The following is a 13,213-nucleotide window of genomic DNA, read 5'->3' as shown; positions in this document are numbered from 1 at the left end:
CCACAAAAAACCGGGCGCAAGAATCTTGGGCCCGGTGATTGATTTTACGCGGTGTCGCGAGGGCGGGTCTTCCGGTTCTTCGTATAACCCGCATACGCGGTGGTTTCTACAATCGCAGGATGTTGTTTAACGATCTCGCGGCTGATGCCAACCCCCCGGAACTGCCGCTGCTGCAGAACCTGAACCCGGAGCAGCGCGCTGCGGTCACCCTGCCACAGGGCAATGCGCTCATCCTGGCGGGCGCCGGTTCCGGCAAGACGCGGGTGCTCACCACCCGCATCGCCTGGCTGCTCCAGACGGGGCAGGTCTCCGCCGGCGGCATCCTGGCCGTGACCTTCACCAACAAGGCCGCCAAGGAAATGATGACGCGGTTGACGGCGATCCTGCCGGTCAACGTGCGCGGCATGTGGATCGGCACCTTCCACGGCCTGTGCAACCGTCTCCTGCGCGCCCACTGGAAGCTCGCCAACCTGCCTTCGACCTTCCAGATCCTCGACACCCAAGACCAGCTCTCGGCCATCAAGCGCCTGATGAAGCAGTTCAACGTCGACGACGAGCGCTTCCCGGCCAAACAGACCCAGTGGTTCATTGCCGGCGCCAAGGAAGACGGCCTGCGCCCGAAGGACGTGGAAATCCGCAGCGACGACGACCGCAAGAAGGTCGAGCTCTACCAGCTCTACGAAGAGCAGTGCCAGCGCGAAGGCGTGGTCGACTTCGGCGAGCTCATGCTGCGCAGCTACGAACTGCTGCGCGACAACGACCCGGTGCGCGAGCACTACCAGCGGCGCTTTCGCCACATCCTGATCGACGAGTTCCAGGACACCAACCGCCTGCAGTACGCGTGGATCAAGATGCTCTCGGGCAACACGGTCGGCGGGCAGTTCACGCCGAACCCCAACAACAGCGTGATCGCCGTGGGCGACGATGACCAGAGCATCTACGCCTTTCGCGGCGCGCGCGTGGGCAACATGGCCGACTTCGTGCGCGAGTTCGATGTGCAGCACCAGATCAAGCTGGAGCAGAACTACCGCAGCTACAGCAACATCCTCGATTCGGCCAACGAGCTCATCAGCCACAACAAGAAGCGCCTGGGCAAGAACCTGCGCACCGACCAGGGCCCGGGCGAGCCGGTGCGCGTGTACGAGTCGCCCACCGACCTGGCCGAGGCGCAGTGGATGGTCGAGGAAATGCGCCAGCTCGTGCGTGACGGCTTCGACCGCAAGGAGATGGCCGTGCTCTACCGCAGCAATGCGCAGAGCCGGGTGATCGAAACGGCGCTTTTCAATGCCTCGGTGCCGTACCGCGTGTATGGAGGCCTGCGCTTCTTCGAGCGCGCCGAAATCAAGCATGCGCTGGCGTACCTGCGCCTGCTCGAGAACAAGGACGACGACACCAGCTTCCTGCGCGTCGTCAACTTCCCGCCGCGCGGCATCGGCGCACGCACGCTCGAAACCCTGCAGGACGCGGCGCGCGCGGCCGGGCGTTCGCTGCACGACGCGGTCAGCGTCGTCGGCGGCAAGGCGGGCGCGAACCTCACCGGCTTCGTCGCCAAGATCGACGTGCTGCGGGAACAAACCCAGGGCGTGAGCCTGCGCGAGATCATCGAGCTGGTGCTCGACCACAGCGGCCTTGTCGAACACTACAAGGCCGACCGCGAAGGCGCGGACCGCCTGGAGAATCTGGACGAACTGGTGAACGCGGCCGAGAGCTTCGTCACACAGGAAGGTTTCGGCCGCGACGCGGTGGCGCTGCCGGTCGACGAACTGCGGCAGTCGCCCGCGAGCCAGGGCATCGATCCGACCCGCCCGGTGCTCGACGAGCCGCTCGCCCCTGACGCCGAGACCGGCGAAACGCTGAGCCCGCTGGCCGCGTTCCTCACGCACGCCGCGCTCGAATCGGGCGACAACCAGGCGCAGGCCGGCCAGGACGCGGTGCAGCTCATGACGGTGCATGCCGCCAAGGGCCTGGAGTTCGATTGCGTGTTCATCACCGGCATGGAAGAGGGCCTGTTCCCGCACGAGAACTCGATGAGCGACTTCGAGAGCCTCGAGGAAGAGCGCCGCCTGATGTACGTGGCCATCACGCGCGCCCGCAAGCGCCTTTATCTGAGCCATTCGCAGACCCGCATGTTGCACGGCCAGACCCGCTACAACGTCAAGAGCCGCTTCTTCGACGAGCTGCCCGAAGGCGCGCTCAAGTGGCTCACGCCGAAGAACCAGGGCTTCACGCCGTCGGCGTTCGGCTATGGCGGCGGCTACGCGAGCACGCGTGGCGGCAGCGGCGGCTACAGCGGTGGAAGCAGCAGCTACGGCGGCAGCAAGGACACCTTCGCCAGTCCGCCGGTGCCGCCGCAGAAGACCGCGCCATCGCACGGACTGCGCTCGGGCATGCAGGTGTTCCACAACAAGTTCGGCGAGGGCACGGTGGTGGCCCTCGAAGGCACGGGCGACGATGCGCGTGCGCAGGTCAAGTTCACCCGCCACGGCGTGAAGTGGCTGGCGCTGTCGGTGGCCAAGCTCACGCCGGTCTGAAGCTGCTACTAAACCTATAGCTAACAGCATAGGCCGGGCGGGCGTCAGGCCGGTTTTCGCCGGGATCAGCCGTACACTCCGGACTCGCCAAAACATGGGGAGTCAGGGATGTGGTTCATAGGCATGATTGCCGGCCTGTTCATTGGGGCGCTGTTCGAATCGGTGCCCGTGGCGCTGGTTCTCGCACTCGTCGGCGCGTACGCGTTCTCGCAGCTGTTCGGCAAGAAGAAAAAGGATGCGCCGCAGCGCACCGAGGCTGAAGGCGGCTTGCTGGACGGCCGCACCGTCGGCACGCCGGCCGTGACGGCACCCGCAGGCGGTGTGATGAAGCTGCAGCAGCGGGTGACCGAGCTCGAGGAGCGGGTCAGCCAGCTCGAACGCCGGCTCGCGCAGGGCCCAAGCGAAGTAGTCGTGACACCGGCCACGCCGGTCAGCGATCTCGCCACCTCCATGGCCGGCACGCCAGTGGCCGAATCGCCTTCACTGCCCTTGGGTCAACCGGCGACCGCACGCGCCGCCGAGATGACGCGGCTTCGCATCTCGACCATGCAGGTTCCGCAACCTGTCGTCGTTGCCAAGGAGCCCGCTGCAGAGGCGCCTGCCGCACCCGTCGTTCCCGCTGTCGACAAACCCGCCGCACCACGTCCGCCTGAAACCATCGCTGTCCCTGCGCCGGTCGCCGTGCCGCCGCTGGTTCGACGCCCACCCCCGCCGCCTCCGTCACCACCGGTCCCGCTGCGCGACCGCCTGCCCGCACCGATCGCCAACCTGATCTTCGGCGGCACCATGCTGGTGAAGCTCGGCGTGCTGATCCTGTTCCTCGGCTTGGCTTTCCTGCTGCGCTACACGGCCGAGCGTGTCACGGTGCCGATCGAACTGCGCTACGCGGCGGTCGCGCTGGTGGGCGCGGGCCTGCTGGTGCTGGGCTGGCTGTTGCGCCACAAGCGCGCGGGCTATGCGCTGATATTGCAGGGGGCGGGCATCGGCGTCTTCTATCTCACGACGCTCGCGGCCATGAAGCTCAGCGGCCTGCTGCCGGCCAGCGTGGGCTTCGCGTTCCTGTTCGGCGTGGCGGTGCTGAGTGCCGCGCTGGCGGTGCTGCAGAACGCGCCCTTGCTCGCCATCGTCGCTGCACTCGAAGGCTTCGCGGCGCCGGTGCTGGCATCGACCGGCTCGAACCAGCCGGTGGGCCTCTTCACCTACATCCTAGTGCTCGACGTCGGCATCGTGCTGATCGCCTGGTTCAAGGCCTGGCGCGTGCTCAACCTGATCGGCTTCGTGGGCACTTTCACCCTCGCAGCCGGCTGGGCGCACAAGTACTACAGCGATGACCAGTACGGCATCGTGCAGCCGTTCCTCGTCGTGTTCTTCCTGCTGTTCACCGCCATCGGCCTGTTCTTCGCGCGCCGCACGCTGTTCGATGCGCCGGTGCAGCCCGCGCAGCCGCTGGCCACGCGCGCGCTCGACACGCTGCGCCGCGCGGGCCGGGTCGACAGCTCGCTGGTGTTCGGCACGCCCATGGTCGCCTTCGGCATGCAGTACCTGCTGATGCGCCCGTGGGAATACGGCGCTGCGTTCTCGGCGATGGCGCTCGCGGCGTTCTATCTCGTGATGGGCCGGCTGGTGTTCGCCACGCAGCCCAAGGGTCTGTCGCTGCTGGCGGAGGCTTACGCCATCGTTGGCGTGATCTTCGGCACGCTCGCGATTCCGCTCGGCCTCGAAGGGCAATGGACCGGCGCGGCATGGGGGGTCGAGGCGGCGGGCATGTACTGGCTGGGCGCGCGGCAAGGGCGCGTCTATGCGCGTGCCTTCTCGTTCCTGGTGTTCGCAGGCGCCGTGTGGAAGTTGCTCGAAGCCACGCAGCTCGATGCGGCGGCGGGGCATCCGCTGTTGCAGGGTTCGGTGATCGGCCCGCTGCTGGTGGCGGCGAGCGCCTTTGCGATGTGGGCCATGCACCGCCGCGCGAAGCTCGATGAGGGCGACAGCCTCGAAGCCATCGTCGGCAGCGCCTTGCCGTGGCTCGGCATGGCCGCGCTCACGCTGCTCCTGTGGCAGTGGTTCACGCCGCCCTGGGCCGCGGCCGCGACGGCCGTTCTCGCATCGGTCACTTTCGCTGTCGCCGTGCGCTTCGCGCTGTTGCCGCTCACCTACGTGAGCTTCGGCATGCAGGCGCTGGCGGTGGCGGGTTTCATCGCCACGCTGCATCGCGCGGGCGATGGGCTCGATGCGAAGCAGGCGCTCGAAAGCGGCTGGCAGGGTGCGGCCGCCGCGTGCCTGATCGCGCTCAGCGTGCTTGGCAGCGCTGCCTGGTCGATGTTGCAGGCGCACCGCGCGGCATTGGCGCGCGGCGTTCAGCCCGTGTGGTCGACCGGCAATGTGGTGGGTGTGATCGCGGGCGTCGGCCTGCTGCACCTGGCGATGCTGTTCCAGATCAGCCTTGGCCAAGCCGCGCTGCTGTGGCCGCTGACCGCCACCGTCGTGCTGTGGGTGGCGCTGCGTATGGCGCACCTGCCGCTCGCAGCGTTCGCGGGCGTGCTGCATGCGGTCTCGGCGATCCTCTTCATCGTGCTGGCGGAGATGGGCGGCGACATGCGTGTGCTGCGTCCCGCCTTCGGGCATCTGGGCTTCTGGACGCCGGTGGTGCTGGGCCTCACCGCGCTGTTGGCTGGCGACTGGCTGCGCGACGAGGCACGGCCGCGCGCAGGCGAGCCCACCGGTGTGGCGCGCAAGCGCTGGGTCAATGCCTGGTGCGCCAACCCGGTCGTGCTGTGGGTGCCGGTGGTCTGGGGCCTGGGGTGGTGGCTGTTCGGCATGCTGGACGAAAGCGTCCGGGTGCTGAACCTGAACGCGTTGGCGAACCACGTGCCCGCAGCCGTCATGGCGGTGGTGCTGGTGACGTCGGTGCTGTCCGCGCTCGTGGCGCATCGGCGCAACTGGTCGCAGCTCGGCCAGGCGACGATCGCCACGCTGCCCGGCTTCGGACTGATCGCCGCCTACGGCATCGCAGGCGGTCCGACGTTGTTCTACGTGCCGTCGAGCGCGCTCGGCTGGATCGCCTGGCCGCTGGCGCTCGTGTGGCACCTGCGCCTGCTGCGTGCGCAGAAGCGCTGGCTCGACGCCTCGGCGCTCACTCCGTTCCACGTTGCGGGCTTCTGGCTCTTCCTGCTGCTCGCGGCGCGCGAATGCCAGTGGCAGCTCGGCCGCATCGGCGCCGAGTGGTCGAGCTGGCAACTGCTGGGCTGGGCCATCGTGCCGGCGCTCGTGCTGTGGGCGCTGCGCTCGCGCGTGCTGCTGCAGCGCTGGCCGCTCAACGAATACCGCAGCGCCTACCTGGAGTTCGCCGCGACACCAGTGGCGGTGTACCTGCTCGCATGGGTGTGGGTCACCAATGCCGTCAGCCCTGGCAATGCGGCGCCGCTGCCGTATGTGCCGCTGCTCAATCCGCTCGAACTCGCGCAATGGCTCGTGCTGTTCGCGTTGGTGCTCTGGTGGCGCGCGCTGCCGCAGGGTTCGTTCGCGCGCGTGCAGCCGATGGTCGCGAAGGGCGCGCTCGGTTTCACCGGCCTCGCGCTGCTGACCGGCATGGTGCTGCGCACCTGCCATCACTACGCGGGCGTGGAGTGGCGTTTCGACGCGCTCTATGCCTCGTGGCTCACCCAGGCAGCGCTGTCGATCACTTGGGCGGTCTGCGGCGTGGTCGCGATGGTGCTCGGCCATGGGCGCCGGGTGCGGACCTTGTGGATCGCGGGTGCCGCGCTGCTCGGCGTGGTGGTGCTGAAGCTGTTCTTCGTCGAACTGGCGGACCGGGGCGGGTTGTTCCGCATCGTGTCGTTCATTGCAGTTGGCGCCTTGCTGTTGCTAGTTGGGTACTTCGCGCCGGTGCCGCCGAAGAAGGAAGAGCCGGAGCCGAAGCAGTCCCCGGTCGAAGGAGGTGCGGTATGAGCGGCCGTTCGATTCGCGTCGTCCTTGCCGCGCTGATAGCTGCGGCTGGCGCGGCACAGGCGCAGCCGGTCACTTCCGCCCCCATCGCGCTGCAGGGCGCCGGGCCGTACCACCGGCTCACGCTGCCGCTCGCCATCTACGGCCGTGCCGCCTATGGCGACCTCAGCGACCTGCGGGTCCACAACGCCGCCGGGCACGCGGTGCCCTATGCCTGGCTGCGCAACGAGGCGGCCGCGCCGCGCACGGCCTCGCAGGCGGTGCCGATCTTCGCGCTGCCCGGCAGTGCCGCACCGGGCGACACCGCGCTTGCGTTCACCGTGCGACCCGACGGCTCGCTGGCGCTGGACAACAAGGCCACCGCCAAGCCGAACGACGCGACACAGTGGCTCATCGACGTGAGCCAGGTCAAGGGCAGCCTGTTGCAGGCGCGCTTCGAGGTCGCGCCCGATGCGCGCGGCCTGTTCGCCTTCCGGCTGGAAGCCAGCGACGACCTGCGGCAATGGCGCCCGTTGGGCGGCGAAGAGCAGCTGGTGCGCCTGGCCCACGGCGGCCAGACCATCGAGCGCATGGCGGTCGAGCTGGGCAACCTGCACGCGCGCTTCCTGCGCCTGCGCTGGAGCGATCCGCAGCAAGGCGCGCCGCTCGCCAAGGTGGAGATCGACAGCGTGCAGGAGGTCGAGCCGGTGGCGCCGATCGAATGGTCCGGCGCGCTGAAGCCGGAGCGCTGCGCAGAGGACTACTGCGATTACGTGCTGCCGCGCGGCCTGCCGGTGCAGAGCCTGCGCATCGACCTGGCCGACATCAACACGCTGGCGCAGGTCGGCGTGTCGGGCCTGGTCGATGCCGCGCCGGCTTCGGCGACGCCGCCGCAGTTCGTGCCGCGCAACCCGCTCTACGCATTGCGGCACCAGCAGCGCCGAGCGACCCCGCTACCCAGCGGCCCCGGCGAGGCGCCGTTGCTCGACACGGTGGTGTACCGCCTCGCGCAAGCCGGCGGCGAGGCGCGTTCGCCGGTGCTGGCGCTCGACGGTGCGGTGTATTCGCGCCTGCGGCTGCGCACTTCCGGCCCGGTGAGCGTGCTCGGCGCAACGCCGCCGACGATTGCGGTGGGCGCCACGCCGCGCACGCTGGTGTTTCTCGCGCAGGGCGGTGCGCCGTTCTCGCTGGCCTGGAGCGCGGCGCCCGACAAGGGTGCGGTTCAAGGTGCGGTGCCCGGTGCGCCGCTCGCGTTGTCGACGCTGATACCGGGTTACGCCGCGGACAAACCCGTCGTGGCGGACGACGCCTCGGTCACGTTGCCTGTGGCGGCGGTGGAGGCCGCTGTGGCAGCCGCCGCGCTCGCGCCCGTTCCCGAGGTGGCGCCGAACGACCCGTCACGCAAGTGGTGGCTCTGGGGTGCCCTGGGTGTCGGCCTGCTGTTGCTCGCGGGCATGGCGTGGTCGCTGTTCGCGAGCCTGCGCAAGGACAGGGCCGCTGCGGACTGACGGACTGACTGGCGTCAGTTCGGATCGAAGCTGTCGCGGAAGGTGAACCAGGTGGAGCTCAGCGACATGGCCGCGAGCACCAGCGCCGTGCCGATCATCAGGATGTTGCCGACGGCCACGGCTGCACCGCCCGCGCCCAGCGCGCCGACGCCCACCAGCACGGTAGCAACCAGGCCCATCGCGATGCCGGCCAGCAGGAACACGCCGAACCATGCGAGCACGAACAGCGCATAGGCGCCGAAGTTGCGGAACAGCGCGACGATGCTGAAGAAGATGCTCTTGACCGGCTCCACGCGGTGCCAGTGCACCAGCGCCGGCGCGTGCCACATGGCCAGCGACAACGGCAGGTTCAGGCACATCAGGAGCACGCGGGCGAGCTGGAAATCGCTGCTGGCCATCACCTCGGGCGTGATCGCGTCGTCGAGCAGGTAGGCGCGCATGAGCTGCCCGCCATCGACGAGCGCGGTGACCATCACCGCGAACACGAAATACACCGCCGAGATCACACCCAGCACCACCAGCGAACGCCATTCGGTGCGCATGGCGCCGAACACCGCCACGAACATCGCGGAGCCCGTGGGCCGCTGTGCATCGCCGGCATGGCCAAGGCCATCGGCGTTGTTGTCGTAGGCCACCGAGGTCGCCACCATCAGGCCCAGCGTCATGAAGGGCAGCAGCACCGGCGCGATCACGCTGCCGATGAGCGGCAGCACCGACACCATCGAGATCGCCGCCATCAGCAGGAAGAACAGCGAGATGAAGGCAAGCGGCTGTTGCCAGAAGGTCTTGAGTCCGGAGCGGACCCAGGCGGCGCCGGTTCGCGCCGGCACGAGGTTGAGTTTCATGGGGTCCGGATCATGCGGCCATGAGCGGCTCGAGAGCCTGCGCCATGGCATGCGGGTGGTTGGCGCGCCAGCGCAGCACGCGCTCGAAGTGCGTGGGGTCGTGGGGCTTGAGCATGCTGGCCTCGCGCGGCAGGTGGAAATCCCACAGGCGCGAAATCCAGAAGCGCAGCGCCGCGGCGCGCAGCATCGCGGGCAGCAGGGCGCGTTCGGAAGCGTTCAGCGGGCGCACGGTCTCGTAGGCCGAGAGCAGGGCGTCGGCCCGTTCGGCGTCATGCACGCCGGTGGCGAGGTCGATGGCCCAGTCGTTCAGGCACACAGAGAGGTCGAAGAGCCAGGTGTCGGTGCCGGCGAAGTAGAAGTCGAACACGCCCGTGAGAAGCGGCGCCGAGCCGGGCTCGCCGCCGGTCGCGAACATCACGTTGTCGCGGAACATGTCGGCATGCACCGGCCCGCGCGGCAGCGCGGCGTAGGCCGACGATTCGGCGATGTGGTTCTGATAGGCGAGTTCGGCGCGCAGCAGCGCGGCCTGCGATTCGTCGATGTAGGGCAGCACCACCGGAACGGTCTCGTTCCACCACGCGAGGCCGCGCAGATTCGGCTGGATGCGCGGGAAGTCGCGCGCGGCGATGTGCATGCGCGCGAGCATCGAACCCAGTTCGGCGCAGTGCGCCCCGGTCGGGGCGAGTTCGCTGTGGCCCGACAGCCGTTGCACCACCGCCGCCGGCTTGCCCGCCACCGTGTGCAGCAGCTCGCAGGGCGCGTTGGCGGGGATCGTCAGAACGTGGCCCTTGGGGGCTTCCACGGCGGGATCGGCCACGGGCTCCGGCACCGGCAAGCCATGGGCCGCCAGGTGCTTCATCAGGCAAAGGTAGTAGGGCAACTGCTCGGCGCGGAGGCGCTCGAACAGCGTGAGCACGAACTCGCCGGACTCGGTGGTCGCGAAGTAGTTGGTGTTCTCGATGCCGCCCTGGATGCCGCGCAGGTCGCGCAACGCGCCCAGCCCCAGGCGCTGGACGAGCGCGTCTGCCTCGCCGAATTCGACTTCGGTAAAAACTGCCATGGGAGTGCTCAGCGAAGAGCCGGAAATGCGTTGAACGGGAGCGGCGAAGGCACGGTCAGAACTTCATCACGTTCCAGACGCGCGCGCCGTTGCCGGTGGAGTTCGTGTCGCTCGAACCGGGGCGTGCGGTGCCGGGGTCGTTGGGCAGTACCTCGTAGCCCGGCATGTTCGACTTCGGCTTGACGTTGATGCTCTGCGTGCGGCCGCCGTAACGGACTTCGTCGACCGAGGCGCCGCTGTCTTCCGTGTGAATGTGCTCGACCTTCTGGTTGCGCCGGCCCTCGGCCTGCTCCTGATTCTGTAGCGGCTCCGCCGGGGCCGGGGTGGCGGCGGGCGCGGGCTGCGCCTGCACGGTGGCGAAGGGGGCCGCAAAGGCCAGCGCCAGCAGGATGCGGCGGGCAATCAGGAGTGTGGAGCTAGGCATGCCTTGATTGTAGGCGCGCACCCGTTCCAGGGGTGTCGGTGCGCAGCGCGTGGCGTCGTGGTTCTGCGCGCCGGTCCGGGCACGGCAAAATGGCCCGATGACCGACAAGAAAACGCTGCTGCTCGTCGATGGCTCGAGCTACCTGTACCGGGCCTTCCACGCCATGCCCGACCTGCGCGCCGTGCCCGGCGACCCGAAGAGCCCGGCCACCGGCGCCATCCGGGGAATGATCAATATGATGACCGCGCTGCGCCGCGAGGTGCGCGCCGATTACGCCGCCTGCATCTTCGATGCGCCCGGCAAGACCTTCCGCGACGACTGGTATCCCGAATACAAGGCCAACCGCTCGCCGATGCCCGACGACCTGCGCAGCCAGATCGACCCCATCCACGAAGTGGTGAAGCTGCTGGGCTGGCCGGTGCTCAGCGTGCCCGACGTGGAGGCCGACGACGTGATCGGCACGCTTGCCAAGATCGCCGCCGCGCAGGGCGTCGAGGTGATCGTCTCCAGCGGCGACAAGGACCTGAGCCAGCTGGTCGACGAGCACATCACGATCATCGACACGATGAACGGCAAGAAGCGCGACGTGGCGGGCGTGACGGCCGAGTTCGGCGTGCCGCCGAACCTCATGGTCGACTACCAGACGCTGGTGGGCGATACGGTCGACAACGTGCCAGGCGTCGAGAAGGTCGGCCCGAAGACCGCTGCCAAGTGGTTGCTCGAATACGGCTCGCTCGATGCGCTGGTCGAACGCGCTGCCGAAGTGAAGGGCGCCGCCGGCGAGAACCTGCGCAAGGCGCTCGACAAGCTGCCCCTGAGCCGCAAGCTCGTCACCATCCGCACCGACTGCGATCTCGACGGCCACGTCACCGGCCTGCCGTCGCTCGAAGGCCTGCCTGTCGGCGCGCCGCAGACCGACGAGCTCAAGCCCTTCTACGAGAAGTTCGGTTTCAAGAGCCTCGTCAAGTCGCTCGAAGCGCAGGCGGTTCCGCCCGAGCTGATCGAGGAGAACATCAAGAAGAAGGCCGCCAAGGCCAACACCGACCAGGGCGGGCTGTTCGACGAGCCGTCCGACGACGGCGCGATGGAAGCCGCCGCGCCCGCGAGCAACCTCAAGTACGACACCATCACCACCTGGGAGCAGTTCGACACCTGGCTCGCAAGGCTTGAAGCCGCCGAGCTCGCGGCGATCGACACCGAGACCACGTCGCTCGACGAAATGGTCGCGCAGATCGTGGGCGTGAGCTTCAGCGTCGAGCCCGGCGAGGCGGCCTACATCCCGCTCACGCACAACTACCCCGACGCGCCCGCGCAGCTGCCCATCGACGAGGTGCTCGCCAAGCTCAAGCCGTGGCTGGAGAACGGCGCAAAGAAAAAGCTCGGCCAGCACATCAAGTACGACCGCCATGTGTTCGCCAACCACGGCATCGAGGTGCAGGGCTACGCGCACGACACCATGCTGCAGAGCTACGTGCTCGAAGTGCACAAGCCGCACGGCCTTTCGTCCCTGGCCGAGCGCCACCTGGGCCGCAGCGGCATTTCCTACGAGGACCTCTGCGGAAAGGGTGCGCACCAGATCTCCTTCAGCCAGGTCGACGTCGCCAAGGCCGCCGAATACTCGTGCGAGGACAGCGACCAGACCCTGGACGTGCACCGCACCCTGTGGCCTCAGCTCGAAGCCGACGAGAAGCTGCGCTTCGTCTACCAGCTCGAAATGGATTCGAGCGAGGCGCTCTACCGCGTGGAGCGCAACGGCGTGATGATCGACAGCGCCACGCTCGCCGCGCAGAGCCACGAACTCGGCACGCGCATCATGGCGCTGGAGCAGGAGGCCTACGAGATCGCCGGCCAGCCCTTCAACCTCGGTTCGCCAAAGCAGATCGGCGAGATCTTCTTCACCAAGCTGGGTCTGCCGGTGGTCAAGAAAACCCCGAGCGGCGCGCCCAGCACCGATGAAGAGGTGCTGGAGAAACTGGCCGAGGACTATCCGCTTCCCGCCAAGATCCTCGAACACCGCGGCCTCTCGAAACTCAAGGGCACCTATACCGACAAGCTGGGCCAGCTGGCCAACCCGCGCACCGGCCGCGTCCACACGCACTATGCGCAGGCCGTGGCCGTCACGGGGCGCTTGAGCAGCAACGACCCGAACCTGCAGAACATCCCGATCCGCACGCCCGAAGGCCGCCGCGTGCGCGAGGCTTTCGTGGCACCGGCGGGCAGCGTGATCGCCAGCGCCGACTACTCACAGATCGAGCTGCGCATCATGGCCCACATCAGCGGCGACGAGTCGCTCCTGCGCGCCTTCACCGAGGGCATCGACGTGCACCGCGCGACGGCTGCCGAAGTGTTCGGCTCCACGCCCGACCAGGTGTCGAGCGAGCAGCGCCGCTACGCGAAGGTCATCAACTTCGGGCTCATCTACGGCATGAGCAGCTTCGGCCTCGCGAAGAACCTTGGCATCGAGACCAAGGCCGCGGCCTCCTACATCGAGCGCTACTTCGCGCGCTACCCGGGCGTGAAGGCGTACATGGACGAGACCAAGGCGCTCGCCAAGGAGCAGGGCTACGTGGAGACCGTGTTCGGCCGGCGCCTGTACCTCCCCGAGATCAATTCGCCCAACGGCCCGCGCCGCGGCGGCGCCGAGCGCGCGGCCATCAACGCGCCGATGCAGGGCACGGCGGCCGACCTCATCAAGCTGAGCATGGTCAAGGTACAGAACGTGCTTGACGAAGAGAAGCGCGCCACCAAGATGATCATGCAGGTGCACGACGAACTGGTGTTCGAAGTGCCCGAAGCCGAAGTCGAATGGGTGCGCACCGAAATCCCGCGCCTGATGGCCGGCGTGGCGGCGCTCAAGGTGCCGCTGCTCGCCGAGATCGGCATCGGTCCCAACTGGGACAAAGCCCACTGACGAGACACGAGCCAAG

General features: G+C 68.2%; 7 protein-coding genes. 4 read left to right on the top strand and 3 right to left on the bottom strand.

Features of this window, described 5'->3' with window-relative positions:
- Window positions 1-119 precede the first annotated feature (119 nt).
- The 3 genes from ACSFA7_RS22485 to ACSFA7_RS22475 all read left to right on the top strand — a co-directional run bounded on the left by ACSFA7_RS22485 (window position 120) and on the right by ACSFA7_RS22475 (window position 7,957).
- Window positions 120-2,531, top strand: coding sequence for a UvrD-helicase domain-containing protein (locus ACSFA7_RS22485; RefSeq protein WP_435501417.1), 2,412 nt, complete (start codon window positions 120-122; stop codon window positions 2,529-2,531).
- 123 nt (window positions 2,532-2,654) lie between these two features.
- A complete protein-coding gene (locus tag ACSFA7_RS22480) occupies window positions 2,655-6,473 on the top strand; it encodes a DUF2339 domain-containing protein (RefSeq protein WP_435501416.1) in 3,819 nt (1,272 codons plus the stop codon).
- Window positions 6,470-7,957, top strand: a complete 1,488-nt coding sequence (locus ACSFA7_RS22475; protein ID WP_435501415.1) for a DUF3999 domain-containing protein — start codon at window positions 6,470-6,472, stop codon at window positions 7,955-7,957. The genes ACSFA7_RS22480 and ACSFA7_RS22475 overlap by 4 nt, the downstream gene beginning before the upstream one ends.
- Window positions 7,958-7,971: 14 nt before the next feature.
- On the opposite strand, the gene ACSFA7_RS22470 is transcribed toward ACSFA7_RS22475, so the two are convergent.
- Genes ACSFA7_RS22470 through ACSFA7_RS22460 form a run of 3 tightly spaced genes read right to left on the bottom strand, consistent with a single transcriptional unit; the run spans window position 7,972 to window position 10,286 of the window.
- Entirely contained in the window at window positions 7,972-8,802 is an 831-nt protein-coding gene (locus tag ACSFA7_RS22470; protein WP_435501414.1) for a BPSS1780 family membrane protein, read from the bottom strand.
- 10 nt (window positions 8,803-8,812) lie between these two features.
- Window positions 8,813-9,862, bottom strand: a complete 1,050-nt coding sequence (locus ACSFA7_RS22465; protein ID WP_435501413.1) for a homoserine kinase — start codon at window positions 9,860-9,862, stop codon at window positions 8,813-8,815.
- A 55-nt stretch (window positions 9,863-9,917) separates the two neighbouring features.
- Window positions 9,918-10,286 (bottom strand): hypothetical protein, encoded by a 369-nt coding sequence (locus tag ACSFA7_RS22460; protein ID WP_206177914.1) that lies wholly within the window; start codon window positions 10,284-10,286, stop codon window positions 9,918-9,920.
- Window positions 10,287-10,383: 97 nt separating this feature from the next.
- On the opposite strand from ACSFA7_RS22460, the gene polA reads away from it, so the two are divergent.
- A complete protein-coding gene (gene polA, locus ACSFA7_RS22455; protein WP_435501412.1) occupies window positions 10,384-13,197 on the top strand; it encodes a DNA polymerase I in 2,814 nt (937 codons plus the stop codon).
- The last annotated feature ends 16 nt before the right edge of the window (window positions 13,198-13,213 follow it).

The organism is Variovorax trehalosi, from assembly GCF_051216415.1.
Classification (GTDB): domain Bacteria; phylum Pseudomonadota; class Gammaproteobacteria; order Burkholderiales; family Burkholderiaceae_C; genus Variovorax.
Note: the sequence above shows the minus strand (reverse complement) of the source record. Positions and strands in the feature narration are given on the sequence as shown.

Coding starts and splice junctions, on each gene's coding strand:
- ACSFA7_RS22460 (WP_206177914.1), bottom strand. CDS start 10,286: ATGCCTAGCTCCACACTCCTGATTGCCCGCCGCATCCTGCTGGCGCTG.
- polA (WP_435501412.1), top strand. CDS start 10,384: ATGACCGACAAGAAAACGCTGCTGCTCGTCGATGGCTCGAGCTACCTG.
- ACSFA7_RS22465 (WP_435501413.1), bottom strand. CDS start 9,862: ATGGCAGTTTTTACCGAAGTCGAATTCGGCGAGGCAGACGCGCTCGTC.
- ACSFA7_RS22485 (WP_435501417.1), top strand. CDS start 120: ATGTTGTTTAACGATCTCGCGGCTGATGCCAACCCCCCGGAACTGCCG.
- ACSFA7_RS22475 (WP_435501415.1), top strand. CDS start 6,470: ATGAGCGGCCGTTCGATTCGCGTCGTCCTTGCCGCGCTGATAGCTGCG.
- ACSFA7_RS22480 (WP_435501416.1), top strand. CDS start 2,655: ATGATTGCCGGCCTGTTCATTGGGGCGCTGTTCGAATCGGTGCCCGTG.
- ACSFA7_RS22470 (WP_435501414.1), bottom strand. CDS start 8,802: ATGAAACTCAACCTCGTGCCGGCGCGAACCGGCGCCGCCTGGGTCCGC.